At 62.5% G+C, this 19,487-nt stretch carries 17 protein-coding genes; 3 read left to right on the forward strand and 14 right to left on the reverse strand.

Annotation, left to right across the window (positions count from 1 at the left end):
• Window positions 1-8: 8 nt before the first annotated feature.
• From JQ628_RS05710 to JQ628_RS05720, 3 genes are read left to right on the forward strand one after another with little or no spacing between them, the layout of a single operon-like run.
• Entirely contained in the window at window positions 9-800 is a 792-nt protein-coding gene (locus JQ628_RS05710) for a TatD family hydrolase (protein WP_212220550.1), read from the forward strand.
• Entirely contained in the window at window positions 797-1,603 is an 807-nt protein-coding gene (locus JQ628_RS05715; RefSeq protein WP_212220553.1) for an MBL fold metallo-hydrolase, read from the forward strand. The genes JQ628_RS05710 and JQ628_RS05715 overlap by 4 nt, the downstream gene beginning before the upstream one ends.
• 17 nt (window positions 1,604-1,620) lie before the next feature.
• Window positions 1,621-2,253: an antibiotic biosynthesis monooxygenase family protein gene (locus tag JQ628_RS05720; RefSeq protein ID WP_212220556.1), complete on the forward strand. Its 633-nt coding sequence runs from the start codon at window positions 1,621-1,623 to the stop codon at window positions 2,251-2,253.
• A 103-nt stretch (window positions 2,254-2,356) separates the two neighbouring features.
• Here JQ628_RS05720 and JQ628_RS05725 read toward each other — a convergent pair whose 3' ends face one another.
• The 14 genes from JQ628_RS05725 to JQ628_RS05790 all read right to left on the reverse strand — a co-directional run bounded on the left by JQ628_RS05725 (window position 2,357) and on the right by JQ628_RS05790 (window position 19,406).
• A complete protein-coding gene (locus JQ628_RS05725; protein ID WP_433996106.1) occupies window positions 2,357-4,012 on the reverse strand; it encodes an acyl-CoA synthetase in 1,656 nt (551 codons plus the stop codon).
• 19 nt (window positions 4,013-4,031) lie between these two features.
• Window positions 4,032-5,927 (reverse strand): TRAP transporter large permease, encoded by a 1,896-nt coding sequence (locus tag JQ628_RS05730; RefSeq protein WP_212220562.1) that lies wholly within the window; start codon window positions 5,925-5,927, stop codon window positions 4,032-4,034.
• Window positions 5,928-5,966: 39 nt separating this feature from the next.
• Window positions 5,967-6,986 carry a TRAP transporter substrate-binding protein gene (locus JQ628_RS05735; protein ID WP_212220565.1) on the reverse strand — a complete coding sequence of 340 codons (1,020 nt, stop codon included), beginning with the start codon at window positions 6,984-6,986 and terminating at the stop codon, window positions 5,967-5,969.
• A 383-nt stretch (window positions 6,987-7,369) separates the two neighbouring features.
• Window positions 7,370-8,305 (reverse strand): LysR family transcriptional regulator, encoded by a 936-nt coding sequence (locus JQ628_RS05740; RefSeq protein WP_212220567.1) that lies wholly within the window; start codon window positions 8,303-8,305, stop codon window positions 7,370-7,372.
• Window positions 8,306-8,388: 83 nt separating this feature from the next.
• A complete protein-coding gene (locus JQ628_RS05745) occupies window positions 8,389-10,062 on the reverse strand; it encodes a carbon-nitrogen hydrolase family protein (RefSeq protein ID WP_212220570.1) in 1,674 nt (557 codons plus the stop codon).
• Window positions 10,063-10,089: 27 nt separating this feature from the next.
• Window positions 10,090-10,926, reverse strand: coding sequence for an ABC transporter ATP-binding protein (locus tag JQ628_RS05750; RefSeq protein ID WP_212220573.1), 837 nt, complete (start codon window positions 10,924-10,926; stop codon window positions 10,090-10,092).
• Window positions 10,927-10,936: 10 nt separating this feature from the next.
• A complete protein-coding gene (locus JQ628_RS05755; RefSeq protein WP_249127502.1) occupies window positions 10,937-11,932 on the reverse strand; it encodes an ABC transporter substrate-binding protein in 996 nt (331 codons plus the stop codon).
• Between the two features lie 29 nt (window positions 11,933-11,961).
• On the reverse strand, window positions 11,962-12,747 hold the full coding sequence (locus JQ628_RS05760) for an ABC transporter permease (RefSeq protein WP_212220576.1): 786 nt from the start codon (window positions 12,745-12,747) through the stop codon (window positions 11,962-11,964).
• Between the two features lie 280 nt (window positions 12,748-13,027).
• Window positions 13,028-14,137, reverse strand: a complete 1,110-nt coding sequence (locus JQ628_RS05765; RefSeq protein WP_212220579.1) for a mandelate racemase/muconate lactonizing enzyme family protein — start codon at window positions 14,135-14,137, stop codon at window positions 13,028-13,030.
• Window positions 14,130-14,630, reverse strand: coding sequence for a flavin reductase family protein (locus tag JQ628_RS05770; protein WP_212220581.1), 501 nt, complete (start codon window positions 14,628-14,630; stop codon window positions 14,130-14,132). The genes JQ628_RS05765 and JQ628_RS05770 overlap by 8 nt, the downstream gene beginning before the upstream one ends.
• Window positions 14,623-15,945 carry an LLM class flavin-dependent oxidoreductase gene (locus JQ628_RS05775; RefSeq protein ID WP_212220584.1) on the reverse strand — a complete coding sequence of 441 codons (1,323 nt, stop codon included), beginning with the start codon at window positions 15,943-15,945 and terminating at the stop codon, window positions 14,623-14,625. The genes JQ628_RS05770 and JQ628_RS05775 overlap by 8 nt, the downstream gene beginning before the upstream one ends.
• A 36-nt stretch (window positions 15,946-15,981) precedes the next feature.
• Entirely contained in the window at window positions 15,982-16,683 is a 702-nt protein-coding gene (locus tag JQ628_RS05780; RefSeq protein WP_212220586.1) for an ABC transporter ATP-binding protein, read from the reverse strand.
• Window positions 16,683-18,521 (reverse strand): branched-chain amino acid ABC transporter ATP-binding protein/permease, encoded by a 1,839-nt coding sequence (locus JQ628_RS05785; protein WP_212220589.1) that lies wholly within the window; start codon window positions 18,519-18,521, stop codon window positions 16,683-16,685. The genes JQ628_RS05780 and JQ628_RS05785 overlap by 1 nt, the downstream gene beginning before the upstream one ends.
• A 3-nt stretch (window positions 18,522-18,524) precedes the next feature.
• The gene (locus tag JQ628_RS05790) at window positions 18,525-19,406 is read right to left on the reverse strand and encodes a branched-chain amino acid ABC transporter permease (RefSeq protein WP_212220591.1); all 882 of its coding nucleotides are present in this window, start codon (window positions 19,404-19,406) and stop codon (window positions 18,525-18,527) included.
• Between the last annotated feature and the right edge of the window lie 81 nt (window positions 19,407-19,487).

The raw sequence follows: 19,487 nt of genomic DNA on the forward strand, positions 1-19,487 counted from the left end.
TGAGGGTGATGCTCGTCGACAGCCACTGCCATCTGGATTTTCCTGATTTCGCCGAGGACCTCGACGGCATCGTCGCGCGCGCCGAGACCGCCGGGATCGGGCGCATCGTTACGATCTCGACCCGGGTGAGGCGGCTCGGCGAATTGCTTGATATCACCGAGCGTTTTCCGAACGTCTATTGCTCGGTTGGTACCCATCCGCATAACGCGGATGAGGAGGACGGCATTCCAGCCTCGGAGCTGATCGAGCTGACCAGACATCCCAAGGTCGTTGCACTCGGCGAGGCGGGGCTGGATTACTTCTACGAGCACGGCTCGCGTGAAGCGCAGGAGCGCGGTTTTCGCGCCCATATCGCCGCTGCGCGCGCCACCGGTCTGCCGCTTGTGATCCACACCCGCGAGGCGGATGAGGATTGCGGCCGTATCCTCGAAGACGAGGTGGCGAAGGGCCCGTTCAAGGCGGTGCTGCATTGCTATACCGGCGGGCGCGAGCTTGCGATGAAGGCGATCTCGCTAGGGCTCTCCATCTCCTTCACGGGCATCCTCACGTTCAAGAAGTCGGACACCTTGCGGGCACTGGCGGCCGAATTGCCGGCCGACCGCATCATGGTCGAGACCGACGCGCCGTATCTCGCCCCCGGCAAGTTTCGCGGCAAGCGCAACGAGCCGTCCTATGTGGTCGAGGTGGCAAAGGTGCTGGCGGAGACGCGTGGCGTGACGCTGGAAGAAATCTCGCGGCAGACCACCGAAAACTTCTTTCGCCTGTTCTCCAAAGTACCGGCGTCGAAGGCCGCCGCATGACGCTGACGCTAACAATCATGGGCTGCGGGTCTTCCGCCGGCGTGCCGCGTCCGGCGCTCGGCTGGGGCCGCTGCGATCCCAATAACCCGAAAAACCGCCGCCGCCGCTGCTCGCTGCTGGCCGAGCAGAATTCCGGCAACGGCACCACCCGCGTCGTGATCGACACCTCGCCCGACCTGCGCGAGCAATTGATCGACGCCAATGTCGATCACCTCGACGCGGTGTTTTTGACCCACGAGCACGCCGACCAGACCCACGGCATCGACGATCTGCGTTCCGTCGTGCTGCATCAGCGCAAACGCATCCCGACCTATTTCAACCAGTCGACCGCCAAGGACATCATGGCGCGGTTCTCCTACTGCTTCATCTCGCCCGAGGGCAGCGACTATCCGCCGATCCTCAACCGGCATTCGATCGAAGCCGGTGAAAGCCGGGAAATTTCGGGGAAGGGCGGCGCGATCACGCTGACCGCCTTCAACCTCCAGCACGGCAACATTCCCGCGCTCGGCTATCGCATTGGGAACGCCGCCTACACGCCCGATCTCAGCGACATCCCCCAGAAAAGCTGGCCGGCGCTGGAAAACCTCGATCTCTGGATCGTCGACGGACTGCGCTACGCGCCGCATCCGAGCCATTTTTCGGTCGACGATGCGCTGTCCTGGATTGCCCGCTTCAAGCCGAAGCGCGCCGTGATCACCAATATGCATGCCGACATCGATTACGAAGTGCTGCGCCAGAGCCTGCCGGCGGGAGTCGTCCCAGCGCATGACGGGATGCGGTTGACGCTGGAGGCCAGTGGCTAGATCGGGAGGAGCTTTCCATGATCGGCTTGTTTTTTGAAGTTGAGACCCGGGAAGGGCACCGAGACCAGTATCTCGATCTCGCCGCCGCGCTGAAGCCCGCCCTTGAGGCGACGGGCGGCTGCCTGTCGATCGAGCGGTTCAGGAGCCTCACGCGGGAAAACCTGCTGCTCTCCCATCAGATTTGGCAGGACGAGGGAGCACTCACGGCATGGCGGGTCCACGGCCAGCATCACAAGGTGCAGGAGCTCGGCCGCGAAAAGGTCTTTTCGGATTATCGCATCCGCATCGCCCAGGTGATCCACGAGGCGCGGCCGGGAAAGCCGGTCTGGCGACCGGAACGTCGTACGCCCTATAACGATCCGGCGCGTCGTCAACCAACCTACGTATTATCAGCGGAATCAAAGAGCGCCAGCCTGCCGGTCGAAACCGAATGGCGGCGGGACGCATTCGAGAGCGTTTATCGCGAAGGCCACTTCGCGCACCTGATCGATCTGCCGGACCCTCAGTCCGGCATCGATTTCGGCCAGCGGTTGTTTGCGGATGCCACGACCGAATATTTTCGCGTCCTCGAAGTGATGCGGGACTATACCATGTACGATCGATCGGAGGCGCCGCAGTATTATCCGCCCGTTGAGCGAGCGTCACACTAAGCGAAGACCGTCATTGCGAGGAGCGAAGCGACGAAGCAATCCATATCGCCGCAAGCGCAAAGATGGATTGCTTCGCTTCGCTCGCAATGACGGGCCGAGAGACCTAGGCCGAAATCGCCTTTGCCGATTCCACCTGGTTGCGCAGCAGGAATTTCTGAATCTTGCCGGTCGACGTCTTCGGGATGGCGCCGAACACCACGGCCTTCGGCGTCTTGAAGCCGGACATGTGGCTGCGGCAATAGGCGATGATCTCGGCTTCGGTCGCTTTCGCCCCTTCCTTCAGCTCGATGAAGGCGCAGGGCACTTCGCCCCATTTCGTATCGGGCTTGGCCACCACGGCGGCGAACAGCACGGCCGGATGCTTGTAGAGGATGTCCTCGACCTCGACGGACGAGATGTTCTCGCCGCCGGAGATGATGATATCCTTGGAGCGGTCCTTGATGATGACGTAGCCGTGCTCGTCGAGCACGCCGAGATCGCCGGTGTGAAACCAGCCGCCGGCAAAGGCTTCCTGCGTGGCCTTCTCGTTCTTCAGATAGCCCTTCATCACGATATTGCCGCGGAACATGACCTCGCCAATGGTCTCGCCGTCGCGCGGCACCTCGCGCATCGTTGCGGGATCGAGCACGGTGACGGCTTCCTCCAGCGGGTAGGGCACGCCCTGCCGCCGCTTCAACTGCGCCCGCTGATCCGCCGGCAGCTCGTCCCAGCCGGGCTGCTCGGCGCAGACCGAGGCGGGGCCATAGACTTCGGTCAGGCCGTAGACATGGGTCAACTTGATGCCGATGCTCTCGGCGCCCTCGAGCACCGCGACCGGCGGCGCCGCGCCCGCGATCAAACCAACCACGGGCCGCGCCTTCGCGCCCTTGGGCGCGCCCGGCGCGTTGATCAGCGTGTTGTAGACGATCGGCGCACCGCACATGTGGGTGACGCCGTGCTTCGGGATCAGCTCGAATATCTTGGCAGGGTCGACCTTGCGCAGGCAGACATTGACGCCGGCTGAGGCCGCGACCGTCCACGGAAAGCACCAGCCGTTGCAGTGGAACATCGGCAGGGTCCAGAGATAGACCGGGTGCTGGCCGAGATTGCCGGCGAGAATGTTGCTGACCGCATTGAGGTACGCGCCGCGATGGTGCGTCACCACGCCCTTGGGATTGCCCGTGGTGCCCGAAGTGTAGCTGAGTGCAATGGCGTCCCATTCATCGGTCGGCAGTCTTGGCTCGAAGTTTGGATCGCCTTGGGCGACGGCGGCTTCATACTCGATCTCGCCGATCCGCTTGCCGCCTGTGAACGCCGCATCGTCGACGTCGACAACGAACGGCTTTGGGCCCTTCATCTGCGTCAGGGCTTCCGCGATCACGCCGGCAAATTCCGGATCGACCAGAATGATTTTGGCGCCGCCATGGTCGAGCTGGAAGGCGATCGAGGGCGCATCGAGGCGGATGTTGAGCGCGTTCAGCACGGCGCCGGCCATCGGCACGGCAAAATGCAGCTCGTTCATCGCGGGGATGTTCGGCAGCATCGCCGCGACCGTGTCGCCTTGCCCGATGCCGCGGCCGGCCAGCCAGGACGCAAAGCGGCGGCAGCGCGCATAGGTTTGCGACCAGGTGAACTCGCGGCCCTCATAGACCGTACTGACATGGTTCGGGAAAACCGCCGCGGAGCGAACCAGAAAGCTCAGCGGCGTCAGCGGCACATAATTGGCCGGCGTCTTGTCCAATCCGATGCTGTACTGGTTCGGCGTCCCGCTCATCGGCATTTCCCCGCAAAAAATGTTCTTACAAGAATCCGATCGAGATCCAGGGGAAGATCGCCACGATGATGAGACCGACCATCAGCGCCAGCAGGTAACCCCAGATCGGCCTGATCCCCTCGTTGGGATCGACGCGCCCGATCGCACAGGCGGCATAATAGCCTACTCCGAACGGCGGCGCGAACAGTCCGATGCCCATGGCGAGGATGATGACCATGGCGTAGTGCACCTCGTGCACCCCCACCGTGCGGGCGATCGGAAAGAGCAGGGGGCCGAACAGCACGATCGCCGGAATGCCTTCCAGCACGCTGCCGAGGATCACGAAGGCCAGGATCGAGACCGCGATGAAGCTGGCGGAGCCGCCGGGCAGGCCGGTCATGGCGGCCGCCAGCGCGCGCGAAAAACCGGATTGGGTGAGGCCCCAGGCCATACCGGTGGCGGCGCCGATGATCAGCAGGATCGAGCCGGACAGGCTCGCGGTCTCGATCAGCATCGGCACAAGCCGGCGCCAGTCGAGGTTGCGGTAGATGAAAAGGCCATAGGCGAAAAAGCCGACCACGAAGGCGTAAACGATCCCGATGGTGGAAACTTCGGTCGCCGTCGCGATGCCCTCGACGACGGCGTAGCGGATCACGAACGGCAGCGCGAGCGCCGGCAGCGCGATGATGAAAGACTTCAGGATCTCGCCGCCGCTGGCGCGCCTGACGTGGCTCAAATCCTCATTGCGGTACCGCCACCACACCAGCGCCGACAGCGTGATCGCCAGCACCACGCCCGGCAGCAGCCCGCCGGTGAACAGCGCGGCGATCGAGACGCCGGTGACCGAGCCGATGGTGATCAGCACGAGGCTCGGCGGGATGGTTTCGGTCTGCGCGCCGGTGGCCGAGAGCAGGGCGACGAGATCGCCCGGCTTGGCGCCGCGCTGCTTCATCTCGGGGAACAGCACGGGCGCAACAGCCGCCATATCGGCGGCCTTGGAGCCGGAAATGCCGGACACCAGATACATCGCGCCGACCAGCACGTAATGCAGGCCGCCGCGGACATGGCCGAGCAGGCTCGCCAGGAACGCCACCATGGCCCGCGCCATGCCGGTCATCTCGATCAGCAGGCCAAGGAAGACGAACAGCGGCACCGACAGCAGGATGAGGTGGCTCATGCCCTCGTCCATGCGGCCGACCAGCACCATGACAGGCGTGCGCGTCGTCAGCGCCAGATAGCCAAAGGTGGCCAGCCCAAATCCGAACGCGATCGGCACGCCCGCGAATACGCAGAAGCCGGCCACGCCCACAAAGAAGATGATGAGGTTGAGATTGCCGAGCGGCCGCAGCCAGGGCTGTGCCAGCCAGAACACGGCCATGACAGCGGCGACCGACAGGATGGCGGCCAATACCATCCTCTTGTCGCCGGCCCGCGCCAGCCGCAGCAATGCGAACAGCGCCATCAGGCCGATGCCGACCGGCAGCGCCGCCGCGCGCCAGCTGTTGAGGATCTGGAGCGCGGGCGTGGTGATGTAGCTCTCTTCGTAGGCGTATTCGTAGGCCGGCCAGGCGATCAGCAGCAGGAACGCCAGCGCGGCCGATGTCGCGACCAGATCGAGATAGGCGCGCATCGCGGGCTTTGTGCCGGCCACAACCGCCGTCATCCGCATATGCTCGCCGCGGCGGAATGCGACTGCCGCGCCCAGCATCGCCAGCCACAGGAACAGGATCGAGGCCAGTTCGTCCGACCAGATCAGCGGCTTGTGCAGGACATAGCGCGCGACCACGCCGGCAAACAGGATGACGATCTCGGCGACGACCAGCAGCGCCGCCGGAATCTCCACGAGCACGCCAAGCACATGCTCGAGTGAGCCGACAAACGAACGCCGGCGAGGAGGGGACTCCACCTCGCCGGCCGTTTTCGTCATCTCGGCATGAGCCATGCCCGGCCCCCTACGCGCTTAACCTTAACTCGGCCTGGCTTAGCTCAGCTTGCCGACGGACTTTTCCAGCAGATCCCAGGCTTGGTCGCCGTATTTACCCTTCCATTCGGCGTAGAAGCCGGCCGACCGCAGCTTGTCGCGGAATGCCGTCGCATTGGGCTGATTGAACGTGAGGCCCTTGGACGCCAGGTCCTGCTGGAGACCGGCGTTGAGCTTGGCGACATCAGCACGCTCGTTGACCGCGGCCGCGTTGATGTTCCTGGCGACGATCGCCTTGAGATCGTCAGGCAGCTTTTCCCAGGCGCGGCGGTTGGCCAGGAACCAAAAACCGTCCCACATGTGGTTGGTCAGCGAGCAGAACTTTTGCACCTCGTAGAGCTTTGCGGTCGAGATGATTGCCAGCGGATTCTCCTGGCCTTCGACGATTTTGGTCTGGAGCGCGGAATAGACCTCGCTGAAATTGATCGAGGCGGGCGCTGCATCGAACGCCTTGAACATCGAGGTCCACAGCGGCGATACCGGCACGCGGATCTTGAAGCCCTTGAAGTCGTCAGGGCCGTTGATCGGCCTGGTCGAGGACGTGGTCTGGCGGAAACCGTTGTCCCAGATCTTTTCCATCACCACGAGGCCGGCCTTGCCGATCTCGCCGCGCACATAGGCGCCGAGCCCGCCATCCATGGCCTTCCAGACCGTGTCGTAGTCCGGGAATGCGAAGCCGATGCCATTGATCGACGCGGCCGGCACCAGCGTCGACAGGATCAGGCCCGACAGCGTGAAGAACTCGATGCCGCCGGAACGGACCTGGCTCAGCATGTCCGTATCGGAGCCGAGCTGGTTGTTCGGGAATATCTGGATGTCGACCTTGCCATTGGTCTCGGTCTTGATCGCCGCAGCCATCTCGCGGGCCCGGACGTTCATCGGATGGGTGTCCGGCAGGTTGTTGGCGTATTTGTAGGTGAACTCGGCGCTCTGGGCCCGTGCCACCATCGGCGCACCGATGCTGCCCATAACCGCCGAGGCGGCCGATGCCTTGAGCAAGGTGCGGCGTGAAAAGCTCATGTAAGGTTTCTCCCTTGAGAGGCTTGTTGTTCTTGTGAGCCGCACGGTCTGCAAGCTCGTGGGAAGCCGCGCTTATTGCAGCGTCCGGAGGCGGCGGCAATATCGGCTGACGGATGGCCGACGCACGCCCGTGCATGGCCATGGGGCTGGCCATGGACTGGAGCGAACTTCAAGCCGCGAAGCTGATACGACCCGCGAGAAATCCCGTCTAAACATTTGATCTAATTATAGATATAAATATTCCATAATATACCTTATGCGAATTCGATATATGACTTGCCGGGTACCGGGCCAAGGCTACTCCAAGGCCGCTCCTACTGTGCATGGGGTTGTTTTCGACTTTTTGAGTCGGCGCCCTCGGTTGGCTCCCGCCCAGCCCAAGGTCAGCCCTTGGCGTGATGCGTCGCCGACATCAGGTAGCCGGCATCGGCTGCCACGCGCTTCTCGAGGAATGCCATCACGGCCTTGATGCGGGCGATGTGGAGAAGATCTTCGTGGACCGAGAGCCATATGTCGCGGACCGAAAAATAGCTCGGCAGGATCGGCCGCAGGTCCTTGTTATGAGCGGCCACGTAGGACGGCAGCATGGCGATGCCGAGGCCGCTTGACGCGGCCATGTATTGGGAGACCAGGCTGGTGCTGCGGAACACGACATGGGCCGGGCGCAGGATGTCGGACAGCCAGCGGTTCTCCTTGATGTGGATGTGTTCGTCGATGAAATCGATGAAGTCGTGGTTGTCCAGATCCTTCAGATCGGACGGCATCCGCTGGCGCTGGAGATAGGCGCTGGAGGCGTACAGGAATATCCTGAATTCGCCGATCTTCTTGACGGAGAGCCGCCTTCCCTTCGGCTTGAAGAAGCTGATGAAGATGTCCGCCTCCCGCCGCGTCATATCGAGGAGACGGGTGTCGGTGATCAGCTCGACCTGGATCGACGGGTACGCCTTGCCGAAGGCCGCCATGCACGTCGTCAAGTACATGCTGCCGATGCCTTCCATGCCGGCGATCCGGACGGCGCCGGCGGCGTCGGCCTTTTCGGAACCGACCACGGTTTCGATGATCGCGTTGGCGTTGTTCTCCATACCCTCGGCATATTGGAGAAGCCGCAGGCCCGCCTCGGTCAGCGCGAAGCCCGCCTTGCTGCGCTTGAACAACGTGGTGTTGAGGCTTCGCTCGAGCTCCCTCACCCGCCGGCTGACGGTCGTGTGATCGACCTTCAACTTCTGGCCGGCGCGAACGAGATTGCGCGCCCGCGCGACCTCCAGGAAGAAGATGACGTCGTCCCAATTGTAGCGCAGCGTTCGCGCAGCCTTTGCCACCTCAGCCGTCCTGATATGCCCGTTCGCGAGCCTTCGCATCGAACGCGCGCTACTTTCGGGCATATCGGCCGACACGGCAACCGTCAGGCGGCGATGATCGGCGCGTAGGTCTCGACCAGCCGGTTGGCGAACATGTCGACCTTGGGGATCATCAACTTCTGCCGGCAGACCGCGAGATCGATGTGCTTGGGCATCACGGCGCCGAGCTTGAGCACGCGCGGCGCTACGACGTTGATGTCCCAGAGCGGAAAGCCGGTCGGCGGGATCACCAGGCTGCCGCCCGGATAGGGCGAGTCGACGCGGTTCGCCAGCACCACGGCCACGCGGTTGTCCTCGGCCCGGGGAATGGCGAGCAGCTCCCGCTCGAACGGCTCGCGCAGCGAGGCCGGCCACAGGATGATGTCGGCCGCCGCGATGCCGAGGCAGCGCGATGTTTCCGGGAAGACGGCGTCATAGCCGGACATGATGCCGATCCGGCCGAACGGCGTATCGAACACCGGATAGTCGTCGCCCGCCCTCGCCCATTTCCGCTCCTCGGCCGTGAGATGCGTCTTGCGATACTTGCCGACTTCCTTGCCGTCAGGCCCGATCAGGAACGTCGTCACGTAAAGGCCGGCGGCGGCGCGCTCGACGGTCGGCAGCGTGATCAGGCATTGATAGCGCGCCGCGATCGCAGCGGTCTTCGCCAGCAGCGCCGGCGTCTGGTCGGCCAGCGCAGCGGCCTCCGCAGCGTTCGGAATAGCCGATGGACAGAATGCATATTCCGGCAGCGTGAGCACCTTGATGCCGAGCTTGGCGGCGTGATCGATCATGTCGAACACTTCCCCGGCCGGACAGTCCCTGGTCACATGCATCTGCACGGCCGCGACCTTGGCGACAGATTTTGCCGGGATCAGCGGCTTCTCCGCGATCCGGTAGACCGGCGTCTTCTCGTACGGCAGCGCCATCAGGCCGTAGGTTTCGGGACGGCGGTCGGCGATCTTGTCGTTGGCCGAGTAGATCGACTTGTCGTGCGCGGCGTCGAGGTCGACGTCGGCGATTGCCATGCCATGGGTATCGTACGGCACCTTCGACAGCACCCGGCCCTTGGGATCGACGATCATGCTGCCGCCGGGATAGTAGATCGACCGCTCGTAGCCGGCCTTGGTGGCGGCAACGAGCCACAGGCCGTTCTCGTAGCTGCGGGCCGGTCCCCACATATCGGCCTGGTCCATGGCGAAAAAGTTCGCCATGTCGACGATCACTTCCGCGCCCTGCATCGCCATCGAGCGGAAGATTTCGGGGATGCGGCCGTCGAAGCAGATCAAGAGGCCGATCTTTCCGAGATCGGTGTCCACTACCGGACAGCCGCGCTCACCGAAGGCGAACCAGTTCTGATCGTGGGTCGCCAGGAACTGCTTGTGGTAATGGCAGACGGTCTCGCCCTTGCGGCCGAACATGATGCCGGTGTTGAAGATCTTCTCCTTCTCCGGGTCCCATTCGGTGACGCCGCTGGCGATGTAGATGCCGTGCTTCCTGGCGAGCGCGGACAGCGCCGTCACGAACGGTCCGTCTTTCATCGTCTCGGCGAGTTCGCGGCAATGCTCGGCGGAATCGAAGAGGTAACCGGTGTCCATGCATTCGGGGAACACCACCAGCTCGGCCCCCTGCCTCACCGCGTCCTCGACGAACTGGGTCGCCAGCGCGATGTTGTGGTCAAAGTCGCCCAAACGGGCGAGCGTCTGGACGGCGGCAGCGCGGAAACGGCGCTTCGTCATATCGGTCTCCATTTTTCTCAGTATTGATCAGTCTCGTTTGACCTCGCGCCAGAAGCGGTCGAGGCAATGGCGTTTCAGGTTGATGAACCCCTCGCCCGTCGTGACGTCGAGGTCGCGCGGCCAGGGCAGATCAACGGGTACGATTTCAGCCACCCGCGTCGGCCGCCGCGTCAGCAGCACCACCTGGTCGGCAAGCTGAATGGCTTCCTCGAGATCGTGCGAGACCAGCAGCATGGTCGTCTTCAACTTCATGAAGATGTGCTGAAGCCGTTCGCGCATGAACAGCGTCATCTCGTAGTCCAGCGCCGAAAAGGGCTCGTCGAGGAACAGGACTTCCGGGTCGGTGACCAGCGCCCGCAGGATCGAAACGGTCTGCTGCTGGCCGCCCGACAGCGTGTAGGGATAGGCATTGAGATCGAACGGCACGTCGAATTCGGCGAGCAACTTTTCGACGCGCCGGCGGCGTTCCTTTCGATCTACCCCCAATACCTTCAGGGGGTAGTGGATGTTGTCGATCGCGCGCATCCAGGGGAATAATGCTTCCCGGTAATTCTGGAAGACGTACGAGATTTTGGTGTCGCGGATGGTCTGGCCGTCGTAGAGCACCTGCCCCGCATCCATCGGCATCAGGCCGGAGATCATGTTGATAAAGGTGCTCTTGCCGCAGCCGTTCGGGCCGAACACCGAGATGAACTTTCCCATCGGCAGGTCGATCGAGAAGTCGTCGTAGATCGTCGTGCCCTGGAACTTCTTGCTCAGCCCACGCACCGTGACATAGGCCTGCCGGGGCTTGGGCGACTGGGCAGGCGCCGGGCTTTCGGCGGCTGGCCAGTCTGCGTTGCGGATCGCGGTCACGTTCCCCATCGGTATCGGCTCAATTCCCGAGATCGGACTTGGCGAGGACCTTGTCCTTCACGTTGATGGGACCGGCCACCACGCCTTCCTTGATGAAGACGTCGACCAGCGCCTGGTACGACTTCATGTCGGTCTCGTTGAGGTCCTTGAAGCCGCGCAGATAGGGCTGCGCCAGGAACTCGAGCTGGTCCTCCTTGGTCGGCGTGTACTTGGTGAGGATCGGCTTGTACTTGGCGAAGTTGGCGTTCACGAGATCGGTCGCCTCGTCGATGGCGGCGACGACCTTGCGCGCCACGTCGGGCCGCTCCTTCAGGAACTTCGTGGTCATCAGCGAAGCGCCGGAATAGAAGGGATCGGCGATCACGCGCGCGACCGGGTTGGTCATGGCGCGGGCCGCCTTGCCAGACGCAACCGCGATCGACCCGACCGGCTCCAGCGACAGCGTTGCGTCGACAGTGCCGCCAACCACGGCGGGCACCTGCATGGCGACGGCGAGATCGACCAGCTTGACATCGGTATCGGGATCGAGGCCGGCCGAACGGACCATGTGGCGGGAAATCGTGCGCCACTGGATGCCCGGCACGTGACCGAGCGACTTGCCCTTCAGGTCGGCAAAGCTCTTGATCGGGCTGCCGGGCTTGACGATCAGGCCATCATTGATGCGATCGACCGCGACACCCCCGCCCTGTAGGCCAAAGACCTTCAGCTTGCCGGGAAACTTGGCCTCCGCGATCATTGCAATGCCGGCGGCCGCACCCGGAGGACCGAAATCGGCACGCTCCGCGATCAGGGCGTCGATGATCTGGTTTGGCGCTTCCATCTTGGTGGAAACGATCTCGATGCAAGCTTTTTCGAACAGCTTCTCTTCCAGAGCGACGTAATAGGCCGTGGTCTGCATGATCGGCAACCAGACCGCGGTTACCTTCTCCATCTTGTCGCAGGCTGCATGTGCGCCCGTCGCGCCGAGCAGGAACGCGGAAGCTGCCGCTGCCCCAAGGATTCTTTTCATCTGCATGATGGCCTCTTCGTTTGGATTTGCGCGGACTATTTCCCGGACCAGTGAATGAGCGAGCGTTCGATCATCAGGAGCATCAGGTTGAGCCCGTATCCCATCGCGCCGGCGACGAGGATCGAGCCGTACATATCGGTGAGCGAGTACGAAATCTGCGCGTCGATGATGCGATGACCGATGCCGTCAGTCGCGCCGATGAACATCTCGGCGACGATGATCACGACGAGCGCGAGCGACACCGCGGTGCGCAGGCCGACGAAGGTCTGCGGCAGGGTTTCATAGAAGATCACATCCTTGAAGATACGGAGTGACGATGCGCCCATTGAGCGGGCCGCAAGGATGCGGGTCTGGCGGGCATTCATCACGCCATATGCGACGTTGAACACGATGACGAGCCAGGCGGCAAAGGCGGCAACCGCGATCTTGGCGAAGTCGCCAAGACCGAACAGCAGCAGGAACAGCGGAAACATCGCGGTCGCCGGCGTCGAGCGGAAGAAGTCCACCAGGAATTCGACCGATCGATAAATCGCCGCCTTGGCGCCGAGCACGATCCCGATGGGAACGCCGGCGACGACCGCGATCAGGATCGAGTAGCCGACGCGCACGATGGTATGTACGAAATCCCCGGTCATCTTGCCGGCCGCGATGCTGGTAGCGGTGTCGCGCAGCGTATCGACCGGCGACGGCAGCAAATCCTTGTTGACCAGTTGTCCCTTGAAGGCGACCCACCACAACGCGAACAGCAGCAGCGGCCCTATCGCCAGCTCGATGGCGCGCTTGACCTTTGCATTCGAGATCGCGTCAGTGACATATCGCATGACATTGCCCAGTCGGCTCTTCGGCGGAATTGCCTGTCTTCCTTCCGCTGCGAACAGGCGAAGTGTTGGCCTGCGCGAAACAAAAGAAAATGCCGAGATGTGCAATTGATCGTGCAAGAATGCATATTGAAATCAATCTGCTAGGTGATTGATTGCAGGCTTGCATGCTCATTTGGTCGGCAAAACCGCTCATTTCCGCGCAATCAATGGGCAGCGCGCATGTGAGCGGCAGCGACCTACCGCCCAATCGGCTCGATTTCATTGGCTGCGCACTCCGGCGTCAGGATGCTTCCGGCATGAACTCGGGACGGACCGTGACGCCCAACCCATGCCCTTCGGGGACACGGATGGTCATACCCTCCTCACCCCACCCTTCCAGAATCGTATCGTCAAAGTGCTTGTGGCCTCCGACGAAGATGTCCGTGGCGTAGCGCGCGTTCTTCAGTGACGCGGCTACATGGGCGGATGCGGCAATACCCGGTCCGAGTTCGAGGTTGCCGCTCATCACGATGGGCAGCCCGCCGGCATCCGCAATCGCCGCGATGCGCCGGGCCTTCGCAATGCCGCCGACCTTGCCGACTTTGATGTTGATGATGTCGGCCGCCTCCTCCATCACGATCCTAAGCGCGTCTTCCGGCGACATGACCGACTCGTCCGCGAGGATCGGCGTTTGCAGGGCCTGACGTAGCCGGCGCATTCCAGTGATGTCAGCCTGGCGGCATGGCTGTTCGATCAGTTCGAGATCGAATTGCTCGAGCTTGCTGAGGATGCGCAAGCCGCCATCGGCCGTGTAGGCGCAGTTCGCGTCGACACGGATGAGTGCGTCCGCACCCAGTTCATTTCGGATCAGGCGTATCTTTTCAAGATCTTCGCCGTCATCATGGCCGATCTTGACTTTGATGACCTTGAAGCCGCCTTGGTACTTCCGGACCGCTTCGTCCACGGTTTCCTTGACGCTCTTCAGTCCGATGATCCAGGCGAGCGGGATGCGGTGGCGTACCGCGCCGCCGAGAAGGCGGTACACCGGCAAGCCCAATGCCCTCCCCATCAGGTCGTGGAGCGCCAGGTCGAGCGCAGCTTTCGCGGAATTGTTGCCCGGCAGCTGCTCGTCGAACTGCTGAACGATGCGATCGATGCCGAATGGGTCTTTCCCTTTCATGCCGTCGGACAGATAGATCATCGCGGCTTCGATCGTCTCGCCTGTTTCTCCCATGAACGCCGGGATGGTCGCGACCGCGCCGACCCCGCTGACGCCGCTATCGGTGTTCACGATACAAATAAGATGATCGCACTCAACGATGGATTGGGATGCGATGACGAAGGGTTCCTTGAGCCGCATCTTGATCCGGCGGATTCGGACTTCGGTGATCCTGAGGTTCGAGCTAGGCATGTTCAACCATCGTTGCGAATGCGCCGTTGCGATAGAGCAACGGACTTTCTTCGTTGGTATTCGCCGAGACCACGCGGCCGACGAATATTGTGTGACTTCCCGCCCCGACCGCTTTTGCCGTCAGGCACTCCAGCGTCGCGATGGAGCCTGCGAGCAACGGACATCCCGTGACGCCTTCTCTGTAGCCGACGTCAGCAAAGCTCTTGTCGGCGCGGCCGGCGAAATACTCCGCGATATGCTGTTGATCGGCCCGCAGGATGTTGACCGCAAAACTCCTGCTTGCATCGATGATCTGGTGCGAGTTGCTCGACCGGTTGACAACGACAAGCATCATCGGTGGATCGGCGCTGACGCTGCAAAAGGCCGTCGCGGTCATGCCATTCATCGTTTTGCCGTTGCGGCTGGTCACGACGGCGACGCCGGTGGCCAACTGCCTCATCGCCCGCTTGTATTCGGAAGGGTCGACGGAAACGATCCCGCGAAAATCACGCATGGCCAGCGAGCCTCCCGCGCAACGTTTCGGTGCCATACTCCCTACGCAGACGGCCGCTTTTCTGCAGGATCGGGACGACGTGCTCGACGAAATCCTGGAAGGAATCCGGCAGGAACGCCGGCGACAACACAAAACCGTCGGCGGCATCGTCGTCGATGATCGAGAGCAGATGTTCGGCGACGTCCTTGGCCGTACCGACGCTGCGCGGGCACATCACGCCGCTGCCGTACACGCGGCCTGCTTCCGCAATGGTGAGGGAGCCGCCCGGCGCGATGCTACGCAGTGCCGCCATGTTGCCCTGGCTGCCAGTGCTCTCGATCTCGCTAACGGTCGCATCGAGCGCCAAGCTGCTGAAGTCGGAATTGGAATGGGCCGCCAGGGTCGACAGGCCCACTTGGGGAACAACGAGGCTATCGTGAAGATCGCGCTTCTCCTCGGCCTCCGATCGGCTCGTCCCGACGAAGGGCATGATCGCCATCAGCACCTTGCTGGCATCTTCCGGCCTGCCGGCATCTGCCAACTCGGCCCGGATGCTGTTCCGGAAATCCTTCATCCGAGCCATGGTGGGCTGAAGCGCAAAGATCACTTCCGACCATCGCGCGGCGAAGCGCTTGCCCCGGCCCGATGACCCGGCCTGGATGATCACGGGCCGTTGCTGCGGCGAGCTTGGGATGTTGAGCGGACCTCGAACCTGAAAATTCTTTCCGACGTGGTTCACATAGTGAACTTTGGTGGGGTCGGCGTAGATGCCATTGGCACGATCGAGCACAAGTGCGTCAGGCTCCCAGCTATCCCAGAGCTTGAACGTGACTTCCATGAATTCGTCTGCGCGGTCGTAGCGTTCGTCGTGCTTCAGATGCCTGGCCGCGCTGTAGTTCATTGCCTCGCTGTCGTTCATCGATGTCACGACGTTCCAGGCGGCCCGCCCGCCCGAGATGTGATCGAGCGTCGCCATCTCCCGCGCGAGACTGTACGGCGTGCCGTAGGTCGTGGAACGTGTCGCGCCGAGGCCGAGATGTTTGGTGGCGGCGGCCATCAACCCCAAAATCGGAATCGGATCCAGCCGCGTCGCGTCCTGATCGCCGTAGCGCAGCCCCGTCTCGGAGCTGTTGCCGTACTGGTCCGCGATCGCCAAGCGGTCGGCAAGGAAGACGAAGTCGAACTTGCCCCTCTCCAGGGTGCGGGCGAGTTCGACGTAAAAGTCGCCGCGAAGAAATCCGGTTTCGTGCGCGGGATTTCGCCAGATCGCATGGCTGTGCGACACCGGCCCTGCGCAAAGGAATGCGCAGAGATGCATGGACTTTTGGGACGACATGGTCCTCTCCTTGGTCTTTTCTGGTGTTTGGTTTTCCTAGAACATCATCACGAGGTCCGGATCTTCCTGCAGCGTTCGGGGCGAGCCGTCGAAGCTCACCAGGCCCGTCTTCAGCACCACTGCCTTGTCGGCAAACGGAAGCACGTTCTGCACGTTCTGCTCGATCAGGATGATCGACTTTCCGAATGCATCTCTGATGTCTTGAATGGTCTTGAACATGAAATCGGTGACGCCCGGCGACAATCCGGTCGACGGCTCGTCCAGGATCAGCACCTTGGGATCGCTGATCAGCGCCATCGCGATCGAGAGCATCCGCCGCTCGCCGCCGCTGAGCGTATAGGCTAATTGATCTGCACGCTCCGACAGGCGCGGAAACATCGTCATGATGTGATCGACGCGCGCCTCGAGCCAGGCCTTGTCATTCCAGCGGACATGGCCGCCCAGATACAGATTTTGCAGAACCGTCAGCGTCGGGAACACCGGTTGATCCTGAAACGACGCGACCACGCCAAGCTCGACTCGTCGGCGGGATGGCTGGTTCGAAAGTTCGATGCCATCCAGCTTCAGGCTGCCGCTCCATGCCGGCAGAATGCCTACCAGCGCCCGCACCAGCGACGATTTCCCTGCCCCGTTATGGCCGAACACGGCCGTGATCGCGGCATCGGGTACCGCAAAGGTGACGCCTCGCAGGATAGGATCGCGGCCATAGCCGCTGACGAGTTCATTGAGTTCCAGCATCAAGCACCCTTGCGCTCGCGATGTCCGAGATACATGCGCATCAGGACCCGATCACCGATAATGTCATCGGGTGCGCCGGCAGCCAGGGTACGGCCTTCATCCATGAAGACGACCCAATCGGCGAGGTCCTTCACGACCGACATGTTGTGCTCGATCAGGCAGATAGCCTTGTTGTCGTCCTTGGCGAAAGAGCGGATGTGCTGGAGAAAGATGTCGAGCCGCCGCGGATCCACCCCGGACGTCGGCTCATCGAGCAGCATGACGTCGGGCTCGAAGGCGCTGATCCGCGCCAGCGAAAGCATTTTTCGCTGCGCATAGGACAGATCACTGGAGGGCATGTTGGCGAATTGCTGGAGGCCGAAACGTTCAAGCACGGCATAGGCGCGTTCGACACCTTCCGCTTCGGCCCGCCGGCACAACCGCGGCTGCGTGAACAGGTTGACGAGGTTTGCGCCAGGCTGGTCGCGCCGCGCCGCGAGAATATTCTCAATGGCGGTAAGCCCCTTCCACGTCCTGACCTCCTGGAAAGTACGAGCCAGACCCATCCTTGCAATGCGCTCCGGCGATAGACCGATGATCGACTCGCCTTTCAACGTGGCACTGCCGGCATCGCAGTCGGTGATGCCCGAGAGGATGTTGAACAGGCTGGTCTTGCCCGCACCATTGGGGCCGATCACGACGATAATCTTGCCGGCGACCAGCTCGAGACTTGCGTCGGCAACCGCTTGAACGCCGTCGAAGCGCTTCTGCAGGCCGCTGCAGGTAAGGACCGCAGGCAACTTCTCCTCGCGAGCCGGCTTTCCGGTCCCAAATTCTCCGGCGATGACCTTGGCCGATGCTACGTCGACCGTTGGATCGACCATGCGCGGAGAGCCCTGCCCGTATTCCAGCACCGGTGTACCTTGCTTGTCGTGCCGCGGACGCCGTTCCGGCACCAATCCGTTGCTGCGGACCGAGAGGATGGCGATTAGAGTCAGGACAAAGAACAGCTGCCGGAGGTGCGCCGTGAGTTCCGCAGGCACACCGAGAATGCTTTCGAGCAGATAGCGCAAAGCCTCCAGCATGAGCACGACGAGGATCGGCCCCAGGGTTGCGCCGACCAGGCTGTACTGCCCTCCGACGATCAGCATCACGAGGAAGAGCATGGTCGCGTCGAGTTCGAACTGGGTCGGGCCGACATAGTTGAAGTGATGGGCGAACAAGCCGCCGGCCAGTCCGGTAATGGCAGCACCGAGAACGAAGGCCGACAGTTTTACCAGGATAGCGGAACGGCCGTGAGCTTCGACGACGACCTCGTCCTCACGGGCGGCGCGGACTAGCCGGCCGTAAGCCGAGCCGATGATGTACCGGCACAGGAAGAACGACCCCACGGCAAAGCCGATCATCACAGCGAGCTTCAGCTGGCTATAGGTCAGTGTGACGAAGCCCAGCGGCAGGCTTTCGCGGCTTGTCGGCTGCCAGGGGCCGAGCGAAAGGCCGGGAATGGACGTGATGCCGTCCGGTCCGCCCGTCACCGCCAGGTTGATGACGAAAGTGACGAAGATCAGCTGGATCGAGAACGTCACGATCATGAAGTAACGGCCGCGGTTCCGCAGCGCGGGCCAACCCACGATCAGACCGCCAATGGCCGCGACGATCGCAGCGCCAATCAGGGAGATCGGAAACAGTCCGGTCGGCAGCACGCGGGTGGACAGAATGGCCGCGCCATAGGCGCCAAGTCCGTAGAACACCGCATGGCCGAGGTGGAGCATCCCACCCAGACCCTTGATGATCATATAGCCGTGGGTGGCGACGATCAGGATCGCGGTCAGGGTGAGAACATCGACAAGGTAAGTCATCGATCAGGCCCGTTCACGCGCAACGGACATGCCGCCGAACAAGCCCTGCGGCCGAACGATCAGCGCCAGCAGCACGAGGGAGTACGCAACCACTTCCTGCCACTGCGAGGAAAACGCCCAGACGGCCAGATGAAACGCCAGCCCCAGCAGCAAGCCGCCGAGAACAGGATTGCGGAAGCGCCCGAGTCCTCCGATGATGATGGCGGCAAGGCCAAGAAAGATCGGATTGGATGCCAGATAGGGATCGACGCCGCTCTCCGTCGCTTCCGGAACGGCCGCTGCCGCGACGATCAGGCCTGCCACGCCGAACGTCCACATGCGCGCACGATTGGTGTCGACGCCGAGGGCTTGCGCGAGCGACGGATTGTCCGCGACCGCCAGGACGCACTGGCCCGCTTTTGTCGACAGGCAGAACCATGCGAGGCCCGCCAGTGCGATCAGGCTGACCAGCATCTTGGCGATCTGCACGATATTCAGCCGTGTCCCCAGGAATGAAAAGCCCGGCACGATATCGTCGATCAGATAGAATTTCTGCGCCGTGACGGTCGCCCCTAGCCCGTGCTGTGCCGCCGTGAACACGGACAGCGCCACCAGCACCAGCACGAACAGCGACGCCCCCTTCTGTAGGAAGAATCGGTAGATAATGAGATAGATCAGGACACTTGCCACGGGTCCCGCCAGCAGGCCGACCACGGCAGCGGCCGGATATGGCAGGCCGAGAACGCCCTTCGCAAAGTACGCCGCATAGGCCGCGGCGAGGTACACCGCACCGAGGCCGAAATCGATCATGCCGACCGTACGCCATATCAAGGCGAGCGCGAGGGCGATCAGCGCAACGGACAGGCCGAGCGCGATGCCGTTGACGACATAGGGAACGAATTGCATTTTGCTCTCGGATGATCGTCGAATGTTACTGATCGAGTGCCGACGGGGCCCGGTGCCGAGGGGCGCGCGATTGGCGCGCCC

The sequence above is a fragment of the Bradyrhizobium lablabi genome (genome assembly GCF_018129385.1).
Lineage (GTDB): Bacteria > Pseudomonadota > Alphaproteobacteria > Rhizobiales > Xanthobacteraceae > Bradyrhizobium > Bradyrhizobium lablabi_C.

What these genes read in the sequence shown, in the direction of transcription:
- JQ628_RS05710 (WP_212220550.1), top strand. Translation starts at nt 9, where the DNA reads ATGCTCGTCGACAGCCACTGCCATCTGGATTTTCCTGATTTCGCCGAG.
- JQ628_RS05715 (WP_212220553.1), top strand. Translation starts at nt 797, where the DNA reads ATGACGCTGACGCTAACAATCATGGGCTGCGGGTCTTCCGCCGGCGTG.
- JQ628_RS05720 (WP_212220556.1), top strand. Translation starts at nt 1,621, where the DNA reads ATGATCGGCTTGTTTTTTGAAGTTGAGACCCGGGAAGGGCACCGAGAC.
- JQ628_RS05725 (WP_433996106.1), bottom strand. Translation starts at nt 4,012, where the DNA reads ATGCCGATGAGCGGGACGCCGAACCAGTACAGCATCGGATTGGACAAG.
- JQ628_RS05730 (WP_212220562.1), bottom strand. Translation starts at nt 5,927, where the DNA reads ATGGCTCATGCCGAGATGACGAAAACGGCCGGCGAGGTGGAGTCCCCT.
- JQ628_RS05735 (WP_212220565.1), bottom strand. Translation starts at nt 6,986, where the DNA reads ATGAGCTTTTCACGCCGCACCTTGCTCAAGGCATCGGCCGCCTCGGCG.
- JQ628_RS05745 (WP_212220570.1), bottom strand. Translation starts at nt 10,062, where the DNA reads ATGACGAAGCGCCGTTTCCGCGCTGCCGCCGTCCAGACGCTCGCCCGT.
- JQ628_RS05750 (WP_212220573.1), bottom strand. Translation starts at nt 10,926, where the DNA reads ATGGGGAACGTGACCGCGATCCGCAACGCAGACTGGCCAGCCGCCGAA.
- JQ628_RS05755 (WP_249127502.1), bottom strand. Translation starts at nt 11,932, where the DNA reads ATGCAGATGAAAAGAATCCTTGGGGCAGCGGCAGCTTCCGCGTTCCTG.
- JQ628_RS05760 (WP_212220576.1), bottom strand. Translation starts at nt 12,747, where the DNA reads ATGCGATATGTCACTGACGCGATCTCGAATGCAAAGGTCAAGCGCGCC.
- JQ628_RS05765 (WP_212220579.1), bottom strand. Translation starts at nt 14,137, where the DNA reads ATGCCTAGCTCGAACCTCAGGATCACCGAAGTCCGAATCCGCCGGATC.
- JQ628_RS05770 (WP_212220581.1), bottom strand. Translation starts at nt 14,630, where the DNA reads ATGCGTGATTTTCGCGGGATCGTTTCCGTCGACCCTTCCGAATACAAG.
- JQ628_RS05775 (WP_212220584.1), bottom strand. Translation starts at nt 15,945, where the DNA reads ATGTCGTCCCAAAAGTCCATGCATCTCTGCGCATTCCTTTGCGCAGGG.
- JQ628_RS05780 (WP_212220586.1), bottom strand. Translation starts at nt 16,683, where the DNA reads ATGCTGGAACTCAATGAACTCGTCAGCGGCTATGGCCGCGATCCTATC.
- JQ628_RS05785 (WP_212220589.1), bottom strand. Translation starts at nt 18,521, where the DNA reads ATGACTTACCTTGTCGATGTTCTCACCCTGACCGCGATCCTGATCGTC.
- JQ628_RS05790 (WP_212220591.1), bottom strand. Translation starts at nt 19,406, where the DNA reads ATGCAATTCGTTCCCTATGTCGTCAACGGCATCGCGCTCGGCCTGTCC.